Origin of the sequence: Oryzomonas sagensis (assembly GCF_008802355.1) — a bacterium.
Taxonomy (GTDB): Bacteria; Desulfobacterota; Desulfuromonadia; order Geobacterales; family Pseudopelobacteraceae; genus Oryzomonas; species Oryzomonas sagensis.
Genome location: NZ_VZRA01000001.1, coordinates 1,481,093 through 1,500,185, shown reverse-complemented (window position 1 = coordinate 1,500,185; position 19,093 = coordinate 1,481,093). Strand labels below are relative to the sequence as shown.

The window sequence follows — 19,093 nt, the reverse complement described above, 5'->3', positions numbered from 1 at the left end:
GTGTCTCTGCAACGCGGCGGCAAAAAAACTGTTGACCTTATTCGTGACGCTCGGACAGCTTTTGCAGCTTTTCCATCTGGTGGATCACCACCCGGCTCCCCTGGACCTCGATAATCCCCTCATCCTTCAGCTTGCGCAGGGTGCGGGAGACAGTCTCGCTGGCGGTGCCGAGCCGCGAGGCGAGCTCCCCCTTTTTGACCCCCAGGTCGATGTAGGTGATGCCGCCGTAACTGGCCGACTTCTCGGCGGACCGCCGGACCAGAAAGGAGGCCAGCCGCGAGGTGACGTCGGCAAAGGAGAGTTCCTCGATCTGGCGGGCGAACTGCCGCAGCATGAGCGACAGGGAGACCACCAGGTTGAGGGAGAAATTGGGGTTGCGCCCCATCAGCTCCAGAAACCCTTCCTTGGGCAGGTAGAGCGCCTCGCCGGCCGCCAGGGCGCGGGCTTCGGCCGGGTAGCGCCCGTCGCCGAAAAACGCCGCTTCGGCAAAGGTCTCGCGGGGTTGCACGAAGTGCAGCACCTTTTCCCGGCCATCGGGGGCGATACGGCAGAGCTTGATGCTGCCCGATACCAAAAGGTAAAAACCGGTGGCCTCATCGCCCTCGCTGAAGAGGGACTCACCTTTCCTGAACGTGCGGCGGACCGTAATGGCGGCCAGTTCAGCCAGGTCGTTATCCTTCAGGCCGGAGAAGAGCAGGGATTTTTTGAGCAGCTCGATCAGCTCCATAAGCAACCTCAGAAAGCCGGACCATGGAGGGAATGGAATGGAGGAACAACGGAGGTACACGGGGGAAGAAGGGCTCAAGCCATGCAGCCTTCTTCCCCTTTGTTATCCTCCGTGGTGAGCTTCGCCTATTGTTTTTTCAGGAACGCGGCGATCTTCTCCGCCACCTGGGGCGCGGTGAAGCCGAACTGTTCCGCCAACACCTTGTCCGGGGCCGAGGCGCCGAAGTGCTCGATGCCGATGAACAGGCCATCGCATCCCAGGAGTTTGCCCCAGGATTCGCCGCGACCGGCCTCAAAGGCCACGCGGGGAACTCCTGCCGGGAGCACCTCGTCGCGGTAGGCGGCCGGCTGGGCCAGGAACTGCCCCAGGTTGGGCACGGAGACGATGCGGGCTCCGATCCCCCGGGCCGCCAGGAGGCCTGCCGCATCGGCCGCCACATGCACCTCGGAGCCGCTGGCCATGATGACCACGTCGGGCCTGCCGGCGGGCGAGGCCGCGACATATCCTCCCTTGAGGCCATCCGCTCTGTCGAAGGAGGCGGGACGGGCAATGACCGGAAGTTTCTGGCGGGTGAGGATCAGGACCGTCGGCCCATTGCTGCGTTGCAATGCCGCTTGCCAAGCCTGCGCCGTTTCCAGGCCGTCGGCCGGACGGATCACCTGGAGGCCCGGAATCATGCGGAGTGAGGCCACATGCTCGATCGGCTGATGGGTGGGGCCATCCTCGCCGACAAAAAAGGAGTCGTGGGTAAAGATATAGATCGACTGCAGGTTCATGAGGGCGGAGAGACGGATGGAAGGACGGCAGTAGTCGGAAAAGACCAGGAACGTGGCGCCGTACGGGATAAAGCAGCCGTACAGGGCCATGCCGTTCACCACCGCGCCCATGGCGTGTTCGCGGATGCCGAAATGCAGGTTGCGGCCGGCAAACGCGCCCGGCTGCACGGAAGCCGCGCCCTTGATATCGCTGTTGTTGGAAGGCGACAGGTCGGCCGATCCGCCCACCAGGGCGGGAACAAGGGCGGCCGCTTTCTGGAGAACCGCGCCGGACAGGGCCCGGGTGGCGCCGTCCTTGTCGGCAACCACGGCGAGCAATTCATCGGCCAGCGCGGCCGGTACCTGCTTATTCCACATTTCATCCCACAATTTTGCCTTTTCGGGATTGGCGGCATGCCAGCCAGAAAAACCGCGTTGCCAGAAGGCATAGCGACGTTTGAGCGCCTCGACCCGTTCACGGCAGATGGCACGGACCTCTTCCGGCACCTCGAAGGGGGCATGCTGCCATCCCAGGTTGGCCCGTGTGGCGGCAATCTCGTCTTTGCCCAGGGGCGAGCCGTGGGCCCCGGAGGAATCCTGCTTGGCCGGGCTGCCGAAGGCGATGTGGGTGGTGGCGATAATGATCGACGGCCGCTCCGTCTCGGCCTTGGCGGCGGCAATGGCGGCCATGATCTGGGTGTAGTCGTGGCCGTCGATCTTCTGCACATGCCAGCCGCTGGCGGTAAAACGCCCGGCCACGTCCTCGGACCAGGCCAGATTGGTCTTGCCCTCGATGGTGATGCCGTTGTCGTCGTAGAGATACACCATGTTGCCCAGCTTGAGATGACCGGCCAGAGCAGCGGCTTCGTAGCTGATCCCTTCCTGCAGGTCGCCGTCGCCCACCAGGGCGTAGATGGTGTGGTCGATGGGGCTGAAGTCGGCGGTATTGAAGCGTTCCGCCGCCATCCGGCTGGCGATGGCCATGCCGACCCCATTGGCGAACCCCTGGCCCAAGGGGCCGGTGGTCACCTCGACCCCGACGGTATGGCCGAACTCGGGGTGCCCGGGGGTTTTGCTGCCCCACTGGCGGAAGTTTTTCAACTCCTCCAGCGGCAGGTCATAGCCGAACAGGTGCAGGAGCGAATAGAGCAGCATGGAGCCGTGGCCGGCCGAGAGGATGAAACGGTCGCGGTTGGGCCAGCGGGGGTCTTCGGGGTTGAAGGAGAGATAATTGCCCCACAGGGTAAAGGCGCAGTCTGCGGCCCCCATAGGTAATCCGGGGTGGCCGGAATTGGCCTTTTCAACCGCGTCGGCGGCGAGAAAACGGATGGCGTCGGCACAGAGCCTGGCCTTGTCTGCGGGAATGACTGCCTGCTGCATATCGTGTGATGCTCCTTTCGGAAATTTATGTGAAGTGGTTGTATCCCTTGTTTTGTGGGGCATAGGTGCTGCCGTCGGCCAAAAGGACCGTTACCTCGGGCGAGGCTGTTACTATACCAACAGGCCGAGCATCAATGCCACATTTTTTCATAAGTTGGACAATTTTTTCCCGATTGGCCGCGGGCGCGGTAAATGCCAGTTCGTAGTCTTCGCCGCCGGACAGGGCAAGATCGGGATGGGACGAGGGGTGGGAGGGGAGAACGGTACGAAAGTCCGGCGAAAGCGGGAGCGCGTCGAGGTGAATCGTGCCGCCGAGGGCGGATAGTTCGGCAATATGGCCGAAATCGGCCAAAAGCCCGTCGCTGACATCGATCATGGCCGATACGAGCCCCGCTTCCGCCAGCGCCCGGCCGGCAGCGCTCCGGGGGGACGGATCGAGCAGACGGGAGATGAGGCGTTCCTGCTCCTCCACCGTCATGGGAGAGGGGAGTTTCCCCTTTTCCAGCAATTCCAGCCCCAGGGCGGCGTCTCCCAGGGTCCCGGTCACCCAGATGTCGTCGTCGGGATGCGCGCCGGAGCGCCGGATGATGTTCTCCGGCTCCTGTTCCCCCATGATGGTGACGGATATGGTCAGGCCGGCGCGGGAGGAACAGGTGTCGCCGCCGATCAGGGCCACGCCGTGTTCCGCAGCCATGGCAAGAAAACCGCGGGTGAATGCGTCCAGGAATTCGAGGGGGGTCTCGGGGGGAACGGCAAGGGAGAGCAGCGCCCAGCGGGGGATGCCCCCCATGGCAGCGATGTCGGAGATGCTGACCGCCAGGGACTTGCGCCCCAGGCGATAGGGATCATGCCAGGCGCGGCGGAAATGCACATCCTCCACCAGCATGTCGGTCGAGGTCAACAACTGCATCCCCGGGGAAAGGGCCGTTACGGCGGCGTCATCACCGATGCCGGTGATGACGCCGTTACCGTCGGCCAAGCCGGAAGCGATACGGGAGATCAGGCCGAATTCGCCCAACTCTCCAATCTTCACCCCCGTGCCCCGGCCGAAATTTCCTTCCGGGGGCGCATCAGCACCTTGGGGGTGGCTTCGCCGCTGCGCGATTTCTTCGCCGGCTCCTTGGGGGTGGACGGCGCTGGGGGCGGGAACTTCTCCAGGGCCAGCTTCAGCACCTCGCTCACCTCGTGCACCGGGACGATCTTGACCTTCTTGAGGATCTCGGCCGGGATGTCCTCCAGATCCTTCTTGTTCTGCTCAGGGATGATGACCAGCCGCATCCGTGAGCGCACCGCCGCCAGGATCTTCTCCTTGAGGCCGCCGATGGGAAGCACCTTGCCCCGCAGGGTGACCTCGCCGGTCATGGCCACGTCCTTTTTGACCGGAATGCGCGTCAGGACCGACACCAGCGCCGTGGTCATGGCGACACCGGCCGAGGGGCCGTCCTTGGGAATGGCGCCGGCCGGGACATGGACGTGAATCTCATGGTCCTGGAAGAAATCGGGGTTGATGTGCAGAATGTCTGCGTGGGCGCGGATATAGGAATGGGCCGCCTGGACCGACTCCTTCATCACGTCCCCCAGCTGTCCGGTCAAGGTCAGGGCGTTCTTTCCCTTCATCAGGGTGGCCTCGATGTGCAGGATTTCTCCTCCCACCGGCGTCCAGGCCAGGCCATTGACCACACCGACCTCGTTTTTGTCCAGATCCTCCTCCCGCAGATACTTGGGTGCCCCCAGGAAGGTGTGCAGATTCTTGTCCGCGATCTTGACGGTACGCGTGCCCCCTTCGGCCACCTTGCGCGCCACCTTGCGGCATACCGTGCCGATCTCCCGTTCCAGATTGCGCAAGCCCGCCTCACGGGTGTACTTGGTGATGATCTCGCGGATGGCATCGTCCTCGAAACTGATATCCTTCGCCTTGAGACCGTTCTCCTTTATCTGGCGCGGCACCAGATAGCGGCGGGCGATTTCCAGCTTCTCCTCCTCGGTGTACCCGGCCAGGTTGATCACCTCCATGCGGTCGCGCAGGGCGGACGGCACCGGATCGATCTGGTTGGCCGTGGCGATGAACATCACGTTGGAGAGATTGAACGGCATATTGATGTAGTGGTCGGAGAACGAATGGTTCTGTTCCGGGTCCAACACCTCCAACAGCGCCGACGAAGGGTCCCCTTTGTAGTCGTAGCCCAGCTTGTCCAACTCGTCCAGCATGAAGACCGGATTATTGGTGCCGGCCTGCTTCATCCCCTGGATGATGCGCCCCGGCAGGGCGCCGATGTAGGTGCGGCGGTGGCCGCGGATCTCGGCCTCATCCCGCACGCCGCCCAGGGATATGCGCACGAACTTGCGGTTCATGGCCCGGGCGATGGATTTGCCCAGGGAGGTCTTGCCGACCCCCGGAGGGCCCACGAAGCAGAGGATCGGCCCCTTCATCTTTTTCTTCAGCTTGCGCACCGCCAAAAACTCCAGGATGCGCTCCTTGATCTTGTCCAGGTAGTAGTGATCGTCGTCCAGAATCTCCTTGGCGCGGACGATGTCCAGGCTGTCCCGGCTGGATTTGCTCCAGGGGAGTTCAACCAGCCAGTCCAGATAGGTGCGGATGATGCCCGCCTCACCGGCGTCCGGATGCATGTTTTCCAGCCGGTTCAGTTGTTTGAGGGCCTCCTTCTGGGATGCCTCGGGCATCTTGGCGGTCTCGATGGCCTTTTTGATCTCGGCGATATCCTCCTTGCCTTCGCCATCCCCCAACTCCTGCTGAATGGCGCGCATCTGCTCACGCAGGTAGTACTCCCGCTGATTCTTGCCCATTTCCTCGCGGGCGGCGCTCTGAATCTTGGCCTGCACGCTGAGCAGTTCCACCTCGCGGTTCAGGAACTCGTTGACCTTGGTCAGGCGCATGACCGGTTCGCTCATCTCCAGAAGCAGTTGGGCATCGGCCACCTTCAGCCCCAGATTGCTGGCGATCAGATCGGCCATGCTGCCGGGGTCCTGGATATTTTCCAGGATTACCATCACCTCGGGGGATACCTGCTTGCCCAGCTCGATGACCTTGGTCAGCTGTTCGCGCACGGTGCGCACCAACGCCTCCGTCTCCAGGGAAACGTCCTGAAGCGGGGTGTCGACCATCTTCTCGATGCGTACCGTGTGGAACGGCTTCTCCGTCACATACTCGGTGATGCGGGCCTTGCTCAGCCCCTGGACGAGAATCTTCACCCTGCCGTCCGGCAGCTTGAGCATGCGCATGATCATGGCGACCGTGCCGACCTCGTAGATCTTGTCCGGGGTCGGGTCCTCCTCGCCGATCTCGTGCTGGGTGGCCAAAAGGATCATCCGGTCCCCGGCCAGAGCGCTGTCAACGGCCTTGACCGACATCTCGCGCCCCACGAAGAGCGGGATGATCATGAAGGGGTAGACCACCACATCGCGCACCGGCAAGAGCGGCAACACCTCGGGAATCTTCACCTCTTCCGATTCCTGTTTTTCCATATCCTTATCTATCTCGCTCAATCCTGTATCTCCTTTATCGTTACCTGCCGGTCACCGGTCTTGGGATATCTCACCCGCAGAACGCCGTAACGGTATTCAGCCTTGATGGCGCACGTATCAATACAACCCGGAATATGCAGTGCATGGTGGAAACGGCCGTAACCCCGTTCGAGGCAGACATAATGGGCGTCGCCGGCCGCCTGTTCGCAGGGGCGATGCGCCTCGAGCACGAGGGTCGCGCCATGCTGCGTCAGGCTGATGTCCTCGATGCGAAAACCGGGCAGATCGAATTCCAGAACGATCTCATCGCAGGTCTCGTACATATCCACCGGCGGGCGGTTCTCCCCCTCGCCGAAGACATCACGAAGTTCAAGGGCGTCCAGCAGATCCCGGATTTCACCGAGGTGCCGGCCGAAGAGTTCCTGCTGAAACGGCTGTCTGCGAGAAAAACGTGGCATATAACCACCTTGCCTACCATTGATGATGAAGCTGACTCCCGGACTGGCTGAAAGGTAAACATTCCCTTCGACAAAGTCAAGGCACACATTCAGCGGGCGCGCACAATTCAGAACCAACCTGCGCCACCCGGCGCAACCGGCCGTCATGGCGCCATCAAACTCGCCCGAAATCGGCCCCTCCTCTCGGGACATATTTTTATTTGATTGACTTACACTGCAATATTCAATAGAAGAACAAATTTGTTCATTTTTGTTTCGCTCTCCGGCGGCGGACACATTATGTGGGCGATCTTCAATAATATATGCAATAATGACGAAGCACGCCATTGTCCCCCTGCGACACAATGGCTTTCAGCAAATCAATGACGAAAGTTGGTACACGGCCTATGGAACGCTGGACGATTAACGAGTCCGTAAAGCTCTACAACATGGACAACTGGGGCGCCGACCTGTTCTCTATCAACAAGAAGGGGAACATCTGCGTCCATCCGTCCTCCAGTTCCAAGCAGTCCATCGATCTGCGCGCCCTGGTCGACGACCTGATCAAACGCAAGATCAAGCCCCCTATCCTGCTGCGTTTCATGGATGTGCTCCAGGGGCGTATCGCCAGTATCAACCGCGTGTTCAGGAACGCCATCCAGGAGAACGACTACCCGGCCAAGTACCAGACCTTTTTCCCCATCAAGGTCAACCAGCAACGCCAGGTGGTCGAGGCCATCGCCAACTTCGGCAAGCGCTACAACATCGGCCTGGAGGTGGGCTCGAAACCGGAACTGGTAGCCGGCATCTCCATCTCCACCGGCAACGGCCTGCCGATCATCTGCAACGGTTACAAGGACACCGAATATATCGAGACCGTACTCTACGCCACCAAGATCGGCTACGACATCACCCTGGTGGTGGAAAAGCTGTTCGAGCTGGAAAAGATCATCGAACTTTCCAGGAAGACCGGCATCCAGCCCAAGCTCGGCATCCGGGTGAAGCTCTCCTCCAAGGGAACCGGCAAATGGGCCACATCAGGCGGCGAGGACGCCAAGTTCGGCCTGCGCATGTCCGAGATCATCGCCGCCATCCGCATGCTGGAGGAACACGGGCTGCTCGGCTGCGTCAAGCTGCTCCATTTCCACATCGGCAGCCAGATCACCAAGATCGACAAGATCAAGACCGCCCTGATCGAGGGGACCCGTATCTACGCCGAAATGCGGAAACTGGGCGTCGGCATCGAATTTCTCGATATCGGCGGCGGCCTGGGCGTGGACTACGACGGCTCCAAGTCCAGCTACTTCTCCAGCGTCAACTACACGGTCGAGGAGTACGCCAACGACGTCATCTACCAGATCAAGAACATCTGCGAGGAGGCCGGGGTCGAGTGCCCCAACATCATCTCCGAATCGGGGCGCGCCACGGTTGCCCACTACTCGGTGTTGATCACCAACGTCCTCAACACCAGCACACAGCACCTGATGCCCGATTTCGAGGAGATCCTGACCCAGGCCGAGAACCTGGCGCCCACGGTCAAGAAGCTCATGGACATCTACAAGAGCATCGACCGCTACTCCCTGCGCGAGGACTACCACGACACGCTGCAACTGATCAACGAGGCGGTCAGCCTGTTCAACCTGGGCTACCTGACCCTCAACGACCGCGCCATCGCCGAGTGGCTCTACTCCAAGATCATAAAAAAACTCAACGGCATCGTCGAGAAGATCAAGCCGATCCCCGAGGAGTTGCAGAACTTTCACCTGGCCCTGCGCCAGACCTATTTCGCCAATTTCTCCCTGTTCCAGTCGATCCCGGACTCCTGGGCCATCGACCAGCTCTTCCCGATCATGCCGCTGCAGCGGCTCAACCAGAAACCGGATATCATGGCCTCCATCGCCGATATCACCTGCGACTCGGACGGCGAGATCACCAGTTTTGTCGGCGAGACCGGCAGGACCAAGTCCCTTCCGCTCCACCGCATCCGCAAGGAGGAGGGCTATTTCATCGGCTTCTTCCTGATCGGCGCCTACCAGGAGATCCTGGGAGACATGCACAACCTGTTCGGCGACACCAATGCCGTGCATATCACCTTCAACAAGAAAACCGGCTACCTGATCGACACCGTCATCAACGGCGACGCATGCTGGGAGAGCCTGAAGTACGTCCAGTACAAGGGGCCGGAGATCCTCAAGCATGTCAGGGACAACCTGGAGAAGAGCGTCGCCCTGCGGAAGATCTCCATCGAGGAGAGCAGCCACTTCATCGAACTCCTGGACCGGACACTTCTGGGCTATACCTATCTGGGCGAGTAACGCCCCTCACACGTTAATGTAAAAGTTTTGTTACGGGCATTGTGCTAACCGGCGAATGCCCGTACTATATCTCGCCGAACTGCCCCATAAACAAGCAGCGTCAGATTCGCGATGATAACGGCGCTGGTAAGGAGGCAGGCCCGCAGGCGTAGCAGCGCTACGTCGAGGAGCATGCCGACGAGCCAACGTCGTTAGGGCGCGAATATGGCGTTGCGCCCCCAGGAAGGAGTTTTCCATGAGCAAGGTCCTTATAATCGGCGCCGGCGGCGTCGGCCAGGTTGTGACCCACAAATGCGCCCAGCGCCGGGACATCTTCAGCGAGATCACCCTGGCCTCCCGGACCCAGTCCAAATGCGACGCCATTGCGGCCCAGATAGCGACGCCGGTTGCCACCGCCCAGGTGGACGCCGACAACGTGCCGGAACTGGCGGCCCTGATCCGCAGGGAACAGCCGAAACTGGTGATCAACGTGGCCCTCCCCTACCAGGACCTGACCATCATGGACGCCTGCCTGGAGACCGGGGTGGATTACCTGGACACCGCCAACTACGAGCCGCGCGACACGGCCAAATTCGAATACCATTGGCAGTGGGCCTATCAGGAGCGCTTCAAACGGGCCGGGATCATGGCCCTGCTCGGTTCCGGCTTCGATCCGGGCGTGACCAACGTCTACACCGCCCTGGCCGCCAAGAGCCACCTCGACGAGGTCCAGGAGATCGACATCATCGACGCCAATGCCGGCTCCCACGGCCAGCCCTTTGCCACCAACTTCAACCCGGAGATCAACATCCGCGAGGTGACCGCCCCGTGCCGCCACTGGGAGAACGGCCGGTGGATCGAGAGCGGCGCGCTGGCCACCAAGCACTCCTTCGACTTCCCGGACGGCATCGGCCCCATGAACATCTACCGCATGTACCATGAGGAGATGGAGTCCATCGTCAAGCATATCCCCACCATCACAAAGGCCCAGTTCTGGATGACCTTTTCGGACAACTACCTCAAACACCTGGAGGTGCTGCAAAACGTGGGCATGACCAGGATCGACGAGGTGGAGTACAACGGCCAGAAGATCGTGCCGCTGCAATTTCTCAAGGCCGTGCTGCCCGACCCCGGCTCCCTGGGGCCGCTGACCAAGGGCAAGACCTGCATCGGCGTCATCGCCCGGGGCCTCAAGGACGGCAAGCGCAAGCAGGTCTACATCTACAACATCTGCGACCACGAAGCCTGCTTCAGGGAGGTCAAGTCCCAGGCCATCAGCTACACCACCGGCGTACCGGCCGTGGTGGGGGCCATCATGATGCTGACCGGCAAATGGCATAGCCCCGGCGTCTGGAACATGGAGCAGTTCGATCCCGAGCTGTTCCTGGAGGTGCTGGGACCCATGGGGCTGCCCACGGTGGTCGTGGACGGCGGCGAGTGGCCGGAGTTGTGAGAAACGCCATATTTGCGCCCTGACGGCACCGGCTCCTGCGGAGGCTCATCGACGTAGCGCTGCTACGCCTCTCTCGCCTCCTCGTCGCCGACACCGTCATCATCGCAAATCTGACGTTTCTTGTGGGAAAAACCGGCATTCGGTCAACAGGCTTTTTTCAGATTCAATGCCTCCGTGGCAAATAAAAGGTTTCGATTGTGACCGGTATAGATATCGACAAAATCCTTGAACTTGCCCCCTCCCCGGCCTATGTGGTGGACCTGGACAGGCTGCGCCACAATCTGGCCATCCTGGATGAGGTTCAGAGGCGCAGCGGGGCCAAGATTCTCATGGCGATGAAGGCCTTCTCCATGTGGAGCGTATTCCCCATCATCCGCGAGACCCTCCACGGCGTCTGTGCCAGTTCCCCCTGGGAGGCCCGCCTGGGGCGGGAGGAGTTCGGGCGCGAGGTGCACAGCTTCGCCGCAGCCTTCAAGGAGAGCGACGTGGTGGAGCTGTTGTCCATCTCCAACCACCTGGTCTTCAATTCCTTCAACCAGCTGGAGCGTTTCCGCCCCCTGTGGGAAAGGGAACGGGGGCGCGTCTCCGTCGGCCTGCGGGTCAATCCCGAGCACTCCGAGGGGCACACCCCCATCTACGACCCCTGCGCCCCGGCCTCGCGCCTGGGCATCCCGCGGGCGGAGTTCGAGGGGCGATCCCTGGCGGGGGTGGAGGGGCTCCACTTCCACACCCTCTGCGAACAGCTGTTCGAACCGCTGGAGCGGACGGCACGGGCGTTCGAGGAGAAGTTCGGCGAGTTCCTGCCCCGCATGAAGTGGCTCAACCTGGGGGGGGGGCACCACATCACCCGGGAGGGGTACGACATCGACGGCCTGGTGGAACTGGTGACCTATTTCCGCGAAAAGTACGACCTGGAGGTCTACCTGGAGCCGGGCGAGGCCATCGCCATCGGCACCGGCATCCTGGTGGGCGAGGTGCTGGACGTGGTGCATAACGAACTGGATATCGCCATCCTGGACGTCTCGGCCACCTGCCACATGCCGGACACCCTGGAGATGCCCTATCGCCCCGATATCGAGGGAGGCTTCGCCCCCGACGAGAAGGCCCATACCTACCGCCTGGGCGGTCCCTCCTGCCTGGCGGGGGACATCATCGGCGACTGGTCCTTCGACCGGCCGCTGCACGCGGGCGACCGGCTGGCCTTCCTGGACATGGCCCACTACACCATGGTCAAGACCACCACCTTCAACGGCATCCAGCACCCGGCCATCTGCACCTTCGAACCGCAGACGGGCGAGCTGCGGGTCGTGCGCAGCTTCGGCTATGCAGATTTCAAGTCGCGGCTGTCGTAAATCACACTCAATCTCCTGCAACAGCAGAGACAATCCCCTCTCCCTAAGGGAGAGGGCCAGGGTGAGGGGGAAGAGGTGAATAGAGCGGCGCTGTTGCCCCCTCATCCGGCCTTCGGCCACCTTCTCCTTCAGGGAGAAGGGTTCAGGTGGAGATTGATACTATTCGGGCACATTAGCTGTACCATCTGCCGCAGAGGCACGGTTGGACTTTTATTTTTGAGGTATTCCCATGGAACTGAAAACAAGAATATGGATGACCGGCGCACTGGAGTGGTACGGGTATGTGGGCGACCAGGAGATGTTCCTCGGCCAGCGCTCCTTCCCCAGCCCACTGGAAGAGGGGGACGAGTGGACCACCGAGATCGGCGACATGTTCAAGGTCATTGACGGCGAGATTCGCCTGGTGGGGAAAACCGAGCCCCCCCGGAAGTTCTGGTAGGCCGCGGAGGGCAGCGCCCCCGCCCTCCCCTTCTTTTCGCTTCTCCGCGCTTTACTTCGCGCCGGGGCTCTGCTATCACCATCCCATGCCGAACCATGTGCCCCACATCATCGAAGTAGCCATCCCGCTCCACCTGGACCGGACCTTCCACTACCGCGTCCCCCGGGAAATGGAGGGGCAGGCCCTTGCCGGGCGGCGCGCCTTCGTCCCCTTCGGCCGCCGCAGGTTGACCGGCTACATCCTGGGAAACGTGACGGCCCCCCCGCCCCACGAACTGAAAGAGATCTTCGAGGTGCTCGATCCCGAACCGCTCTGGACGGACAGCGAACTGGAGTTTTTCCGCTGGGTGGCCTCCTACTACCTGCACCCCTTGGGTGAAGTCCTCAAGACAGCCCTTCCGGCCGGCATCAACATCCAGGACCGCAAGGGTTCGGGTCAGGATGACCCCACCGTCAGCGGCGGGAAAACCATCAAGACCGAGATCGTCTACCGCGCCGCCGCGCCGTGCGAGCCCGCTCCCCACCTGGGCGCCAAAGCGGCGGACATCCTCGGTGTGATCAGGGAGGCGGGGGATATCCCGGCGGCAGAGTTGCGGCGGCGTTTCGGCACCTGTTCGCCACAGCTCAAACGGCTGGCGGAATTGGGCCTCGTGACCGGCGAGACGCGGGAGGTCTATCGCAACCCGTTCGGCGACGATGCCGTGAAACGCGATACCCCCCGAGTCCTCTCCCGCCACCAGCAGGCAGCCCTGGACGCCCTCTGCGCGGCGCTGGACCGGCACGCCTTTGCCCCCTTTCTGTTGCACGGCGTGACCGGCAGCGGCAAGACCGAGGTTTATCTCCAGGCCATCGCCCAAGCCCTGGGGCAGGACAAAAACGCCCTGGTGCTGGTGCCGGAGATATCCCTGACCCCCCAACTGGTGCAGCGCTTCCGCGCCCGCTTCGGCCACGGCATTGCCATCCTGCACAGCGGCCTCTCCGACGGCGAACGTTACGACGAGTGGCGGCGCATCAGGCGCGGCCAGGCCCGCATCGTCATCGGCGCCCGCTCGGCCATCTTCGCCCCCCTGGCCGGCATCGGCATCATCATCGTCGACGAGGAGCACGAGGCCTCCTTCAAACAGGCCGACGGCCTGCGCTACAACGCCCGCGACCTGGCCCTGGTCCGGGGGCGGATGGAGCGGGCCGTAGTCCTGCTCGGGTCGGCAACGCCGCTGGTCACCAGCCGGTATGCCGCGGAGCACGGCAAGCTGGCACTGCTCACCCTGCCGGAACGGGTTGAGCAGCGTCCCATGCCCACCGTCGAGCTGGCCCCCATGAAGGGGGTCGCCACGGCCATCAGCCCGCTCCTGGTCCCGGCCCTGGAGGCGACCCTGGCCGCCGGCGAACAGGCGATCATCTTTCTCAACCGCCGCGGTTTTGCCACCTACCTGGTCTGCGCGGAGTGCGGCGCCCCCCTGGCGTGCCCCAACTGCTCCGTGTCCCTCACCTACCACCGCCAGCGGGGCCAGAGCGTCTGCCATTACTGCGATTACGCCATCCCCGCCCCCGGCATCTGCCCTGCCTGCGGCTGCCAGGAGTTGAAGGAGCTGGGGGCCGGCACCGAACGCCTGGAGCACGACCTGCGCGAGCTGGTGCCCCAGGCGCGCATCCTGCGCATGGACAGCGATACCACCGGCGGCAAGGGGAGCCATGGGCGCCTCCTGGCCCGCATGTCCGACGGCAGCGCCGACATCCTGGTGGGGACCCAGATGATCGCCAAGGGGCACGACTTTCCCGGCGTGACCCTGGTGGGTGTGGTCAATGCCGAGGCCAGCCTGGCCATGCCCGATTTCCGCGCGGCCGAACGTACCTTTCAACTCCTCTCCCAGGTCATCGGCCGGGCCGGACGGGGGGACGCCCCCGGCCGGGTGGTCGTCCAGGCGCAGAGCAGCGACCACTACGCCATCCAGAACGCCGTACGGCATGACAGCGATGCCTTCTACCGCCAGGAGCTGGAATTCCGCCGCGAGGTCGGCTACCCCCCCTTCAGCTTCCTGGCCTGCCTCGGCTTCTCCGGCACTGCGGAGCGGCCGGTGGAAGAGCATGCCGGGACCGTAGCCCGTTTGTTGACGCAGCTGAAACGGGAAAAGGGCCTGCGCGTGGAGATACTGGGACCGGCCCCGGCGCCCCTGTACCGCTTGCGGGGCCGTTTCCGCCGCCAGATCCTGCTCAAATCCCCCACCCGCAACGATCTGCGCCGCCTGATCGCCGCCTGGCAGCAGAACCGTCCGGCCGCTTCGACCATCCGCGAGTATGTGGATATCGATCCGGTGGATATGATGTGACGGATGTAGATTGATGAACCTGAAATCGGTAGTTGCGATTGCGGGGAAGGGCCGTTCCCGTAAAAGGGTTACGGCGACAGACGTCAGTTCCGGCGCATTTTGGCGACCAGGAAGAGCTCAACGGTTACGATCTCGCTGACCAGGTGCTGGCCGAGTTTTTCGAAAAACCTCCCCGAGCCGTAAATGGCCCCCCAACGCGTGCGGTCAAGATCGCACAGTACCCTGGCCTTGAGCTGGCCATCCGGCTGGGGCGCCACTTCGGCCGTGAGCGGCAACTCCCTTTTCACCCCCCTCAGTTCGAGGCTACCCATCACCCGGTAGACAAGAGAGCAGCTGGACGCCTCCGGCAGAAGCTCCGAACCGTTGATGACATAGACCGCCTCAGGGTAGGTGGCCACATCGAAAAAGTCGTCGGATTTCAGATGGCTGACCAGCATGCGGTTGTACCCCTCATCCTTCAGGTCGACGTCCGCAATGGACCCCATGTCCAGGGTGATGCTCCCGCCGGCCGGCCCCCCCTTTTTCATCTGGACCTCTCCGCCCGACACGGCTATGGTGCCGTAGTGTCTGCCGTTCAGGTTGCGCCCCATCCATTCCAGCCGACTGGCGGCGCTGTCCAGCACATACCCGCCGTCCGCGATGGCGATCTCCGGGACGGCCGGGCCTTCGCCCGCCTCCCCCCCATATCCGGCCGCCCGCCACGCTGCCAGCCCGCCGGCCAGTTCCCGCACCTCCCGATATCCGGCACGCCGCAATTTTTCCACCGCAACCGCGGCCTCTCGCGAGCGGGCGCTGGCGCCGTACACCACCAGCGGCGTGTCCCGGTCGCTGACGATCTTTGCCAGGTTTTCCAGAAATGCCATCTCATACACGCACGCATTGCTCGCACCCGGGATATGGCACTCCCCGTAGTATTCGGGAGGAAGCACGTCGATCAGGCAAACAGGCCCCCCCGCAGCCAGCAGCGATTTCAATTCACCTGCCGAGATACTGGACAGCATGACTATCACCCACCTTTCGCCCGCAACGTATACGAGGAGGGCCGATCATTTTAACCCTTTGTTTTTAATTATATGCCCGCCTTGTTGCCCGTCAATCAGATTATTGTTGTCTCATTTGGTGGCCAATTTTTCTTTGCCCAGCCGTGGTGCTTTGTGTTATACAAATCCACTGCTTTTGCACAACGTTTCACCTCAATTTGACAGGAGTGTTCCATGATTACCTTTCAAGGCGTGCACAAGTGGTTCAAGAGCCTGCACGTACTCAACGATATCAATCTGCACGTAACCTCCGGCGAAGTGCTGGTCGTCTGCGGGCCGTCCGGCTCCGGGAAGTCCACCCTGATCCGTACCATCAATCAGCTCGAACCGATCGACAAGGGGACGCTGACGGTCGACGGCATGGACCTGCTGGACAAAAAGACCGATATCAACAAACTGCGGGCCGAAGTCGGCTTCGTCTTCCAGCAGTTCAATCTGTACCCCCACCTTTCCGTCCTGAACAACATCATCCTGGCCCCCACCAAGATTCGCAAGACCGCCAAGAGGGATGCCGAAGAGCAGGCCATGGCGCTGTTGGAGCGGGTCGGGCTGGCCGAGAAACGCAATGCCTACCCGTCACAGCTTTCCGGCGGCCAGCAGCAACGCGTGGCCATCGCCCGCGCCCTGGCGATGAAACCGAGGATCATGCTCTTCGACGAGCCCACCTCGGCCCTTGACCCGGAGATGATCGGCGAGGTTCTGGCGGTCATGAAGGATTTGGCCGTAAGCGGCATGACCATGGTGGTGGTCACCCACGAGATGGGATTTGCCCGCGAGGTTGCCCATCGGGTGGCCTTCATGGATGCCGGCACCGTTCTGGAGGAGGCTACGCCCGATGAGTTTTTCAGCAGGCCGAAGCACGAGCGCGCCCAGCAGTTCCTGCGCCAGCTTCTGACGCCGATGCACTGCGAATGTCCTTAGAACCGGTCTTTCCGGTCTGTACTACCACTCTTGAAGGAGGAATTCGACATGAAGAAACTGGTAACATTATTCATGGTCACGGTGCTGGCCTCGATGGCCGCCAAAACGGTGCTGGCCGCTGATACGCTGGCTGATGTGAAGAAAAAAGGAGTGCTGGTGGCCGGGGTCAAGGACTCCCTCCCCCCCTTCGGCTATGTGGACGAGAAAACCCGCACCATCGTCGGGTACGACATCGACTTCATCAACGCCATCGCCAAAAAGCTGGGCGTCAGGGTAGAGCTCAAGCCGGTCACCTCGGCCAGCCGTATGCCCCAGCTGCAGGAAGGGCATATCGACATCATCGCCGCCACCATGACCAAAAACCCCGAGCGGGCCAAACAGGTCGACTTCAGCCACACCTACTTCTTCACCGGCCAGAAGTTCATCGCCAAGAAAGGGACCGTCAAGAGCCTGAAGGACCTGGAAGGCAAAAAGATCGGCACCGCCAAGGGCTCCACCTCGGAGCAGAACGTGAAGAAGGCCCTGCCTACCGCCACCGTGCTCTCCTTTGACGACTATCCCCAGGCGCTGCTCGCCCTGGAGCAGGGCAAGGTATTCGCCGTGACGACCGACGAGGCCATCCTGGCCGGCATCCTGGCCAAGGCTCCCAACAAGGCCCGCTTCGAAATCCCCCGTGTCCAGATCTCCGACGAGCCCTACGGCCTCGGCATGCGCAAGGGCGACAAGCACTTCGTGGATTTCGTCAACAAGACCATCCTGGATATGGAGAAGTCAGGCGAAGCCGCCCGGATCTTCAACAAGTGGTTCGGCCCCACGACCCAGTTCCATCTGCACCGCAACTTCAAGATTACGGCCGGCAAGTAATACAAGAGCTTGTAACGTCCAGCAGGCGGGGGGTACAGGGAAGGCTCCTGCCCCCCGCCCCGCTCTTTCATGAGGGTTTCACGTGCTTAATTATCAATTCGACTGGTCGACCGTAACCTCGGGCAAGTATTTCGAATGGCTGGCCTCGGGAGTCAAAGTCACCCTGCAGCTCTCGGCACTCTCCATCGTGCTGGCCTTCATCCTGGGTCTGTTGATCGCCGTCATGCGCATGAGCAACAACAGGCCGGTCCGCTGGATTGCCCATGCCTACCTGGAATTTTTCCGCAACACCCCGCTTCTGGTGCAGATATTCTTCTGGTACTTCGGCTCCTACAAGATCCTTCCGACCGCCGTGAACGACTGGCTGAACAGTACTAACTTCGAGTTCGCCGCCGCCGTGATCGCCCTGACCATCTACACCTCGGCTTTCATCGCCGAGGACATCCGCTCCGGCGTGCTCTCCATCCCCAAGGAACAGATGGAGGCGGCCCGCAGCGCCGGTTTTTCCTACCTGCGCTCCATGCAGTACATCATCCTGCCCCAGGCGGTCCGTCTCACGGTGCCGCCGCTGGTGAACCAGTTTCTCAACCTGGCCAAGAACTCGTCCCTGGCCATGACGATCGGCGTCATGGAGCTGACCTACCAGGCCCGCCAGGTGGAGAGCTACACCTTCAAGGGTTTCGAGGCATTCACCGCAGCAACCGTGGTCTATGTGGCTATTTCGCTTGTTATCACCGCCCTGGTGAACATCTACAACGAGAAAGTCCTCAACATTCACAAGGCGGCCTGATATGGATCAATTTTTCAATGTATCGGTGATTGCCGACAACTTCACCTACTTCATGATCGGCCGTTTTCCCAACGGCCCTCTGGGCGGCCTGGGCCTGACCCTGTACCTGGCGTCGGTTTCCTGCGTCCTCTCCTTTTTCGGCGGCCTGATTCTGGGACTGCTCAGCATCTCCCGCTTTCCGGCCGTGCGCTACCCCGCCGTCGCCTTCATCAACCTGGTGCGCGGCATGCCGCTCCTGATGGTCATCTTCTGGATGTACTTCCTCTTGCCGGCCCTGTTCGGCAAGGTGGCCGAAAGCCAGACCGTCATCATGGCGCTGACCCTGTTCACCTCGGCCTACATGTCCCGCATCGTGGTGGCCGGCATCGAGGGCATCCCCAAGGGGCAGACCGAGGCGGCCATCTCCACCGGCCTCAAGCCGTGGCAGGCCATGCTCTATATCGTGCTTCCCCAAGGGTTGCGCAACATGATCCCCTCCTTCGTCAACCAGTTCGTCTCCCTGATCAAGGACACCTCCCTGGCCTTCATCGTCGGCGTATCCGAACTGACCCATGTGGGAACCCAGATCAATAACCGGACCATGGCCTATCCGACGGAAATCTTCGTTTTCATCGCCCTGATCTATTTTATCGTCTGCTACGCTTTCACCTCCCTTTCCCGCTGGCTGGAACAGCGGTTGGCCTGGCGCAAGGCTATTTGACGCCCTTCTCCGCGAAATCCGTCACAACGGCTTGTCATCGGTCGAATCTCTGATAAAATAGTTGCCGATACGGACGCGCCATCCCGGCGTTGTCCGTACGACCTCTTTCTCGTTTGGGGAACATCGTGAACG

The 19,093-nt window shown here is 61.7% G+C and carries 15 protein-coding genes; 9 read left to right on the top strand and 6 right to left on the bottom strand.

Annotation, left to right across the window (positions count from 1 at the left end; genetic code table 11):
* Positions 1–37: 37 nt before the first annotated feature.
* From F6V30_RS06925 to F6V30_RS17030, 5 genes are all read right to left on the bottom strand, one after another.
* Positions 38–727, bottom strand: coding sequence for a Crp/Fnr family transcriptional regulator (locus tag F6V30_RS06925; RefSeq protein ID WP_151156131.1), 690 nt, complete (start codon positions 725–727; stop codon positions 38–40).
* Positions 728–852: 125 nt separating this feature from the next.
* Entirely contained in the window at positions 853–2,862 is a 2,010-nt protein-coding gene (gene tkt, locus F6V30_RS06920; protein WP_151156129.1) for a transketolase, read from the bottom strand.
* A gap of 25 nt (positions 2,863–2,887) precedes the next feature.
* Positions 2,888–3,895, bottom strand: a complete 1,008-nt coding sequence (gene thiL, locus F6V30_RS06915) for a thiamine-phosphate kinase (RefSeq protein ID WP_151156128.1) — start codon at positions 3,893–3,895, stop codon at positions 2,888–2,890.
* Positions 3,892–6,366, bottom strand: coding sequence for an endopeptidase La (gene lon / locus F6V30_RS06910; RefSeq protein ID WP_476739149.1), 2,475 nt, complete (start codon positions 6,364–6,366; stop codon positions 3,892–3,894). Before lon ends, thiL begins: the two co-directional genes overlap by 4 nt.
* The gene (locus F6V30_RS17030; protein WP_191965596.1) at positions 6,363–6,803 is read right to left on the bottom strand and encodes an Hsp20/alpha crystallin family protein; all 441 of its coding nucleotides are present in this window, start codon (positions 6,801–6,803) and stop codon (positions 6,363–6,365) included. The genes lon and F6V30_RS17030 overlap by 4 nt, the downstream gene beginning before the upstream one ends.
* 386 nt (positions 6,804–7,189) lie before the next feature.
* On the opposite strand from F6V30_RS17030, the gene speA reads away from it, so the two are divergent.
* From speA to priA, 5 genes are all read left to right on the top strand, one after another.
* Positions 7,190–9,097 carry an arginine decarboxylase gene (speA, locus tag F6V30_RS06900; protein WP_151156124.1) on the top strand — a complete coding sequence of 636 codons (1,908 nt, stop codon included), beginning with the start codon at positions 7,190–7,192 and terminating at the stop codon, positions 9,095–9,097.
* Between the two features lie 235 nt (positions 9,098–9,332).
* On the top strand, positions 9,333–10,529 hold the full coding sequence (locus F6V30_RS06895; RefSeq protein WP_151156122.1) for a saccharopine dehydrogenase family protein: 1,197 nt from the start codon (positions 9,333–9,335) through the stop codon (positions 10,527–10,529).
* A 197-nt stretch (positions 10,530–10,726) separates the two neighbouring features.
* Positions 10,727–11,881, top strand: a complete 1,155-nt coding sequence (gene nspC, locus F6V30_RS06890; protein WP_151156121.1) for a carboxynorspermidine decarboxylase — start codon at positions 10,727–10,729, stop codon at positions 11,879–11,881.
* A gap of 229 nt (positions 11,882–12,110) precedes the next feature.
* Positions 12,111–12,320, top strand: coding sequence for a hypothetical protein (locus F6V30_RS06885; protein ID WP_151156119.1), 210 nt, complete (start codon positions 12,111–12,113; stop codon positions 12,318–12,320).
* 85 nt (positions 12,321–12,405) lie between these two features.
* Positions 12,406–14,646: a replication restart helicase PriA gene (gene priA, locus F6V30_RS06880; RefSeq protein ID WP_151156118.1), complete on the top strand. Its 2,241-nt coding sequence runs from the start codon at positions 12,406–12,408 to the stop codon at positions 14,644–14,646.
* A gap of 83 nt (positions 14,647–14,729) precedes the next feature.
* On the opposite strand, the gene F6V30_RS06875 is transcribed toward priA, so the two are convergent.
* Positions 14,730–15,647 carry a YceI family protein gene (locus F6V30_RS06875; RefSeq protein ID WP_151156117.1) on the bottom strand — a complete coding sequence of 306 codons (918 nt, stop codon included), beginning with the start codon at positions 15,645–15,647 and terminating at the stop codon, positions 14,730–14,732.
* 213 nt (positions 15,648–15,860) lie between these two features.
* Here F6V30_RS06875 and F6V30_RS06870 point away from each other — a divergent pair, with 213 nt between their 5' ends.
* From F6V30_RS06870 to F6V30_RS06855, 4 genes are all read left to right on the top strand, one after another.
* Complete coding sequence (locus F6V30_RS06870) at positions 15,861–16,607, top strand: amino acid ABC transporter ATP-binding protein (protein ID WP_149306690.1); 747 nt, start codon at positions 15,861–15,863, stop codon at positions 16,605–16,607.
* A 48-nt stretch (positions 16,608–16,655) separates the two neighbouring features.
* Positions 16,656–17,471, top strand: a complete 816-nt coding sequence (locus tag F6V30_RS06865; protein WP_151156115.1) for an ABC transporter substrate-binding protein — start codon at positions 16,656–16,658, stop codon at positions 17,469–17,471.
* An 82-nt stretch (positions 17,472–17,553) separates the two neighbouring features.
* Positions 17,554–18,261 (top strand): amino acid ABC transporter permease, encoded by a 708-nt coding sequence (locus F6V30_RS06860; RefSeq protein WP_151156114.1) that lies wholly within the window; start codon positions 17,554–17,556, stop codon positions 18,259–18,261.
* Between the two features lies 1 nt (position 18,262).
* Positions 18,263–18,961, top strand: a complete 699-nt coding sequence (locus F6V30_RS06855; RefSeq protein WP_151156112.1) for an amino acid ABC transporter permease — start codon at positions 18,263–18,265, stop codon at positions 18,959–18,961.
* Positions 18,962–19,093 lie beyond the last annotated feature (132 nt).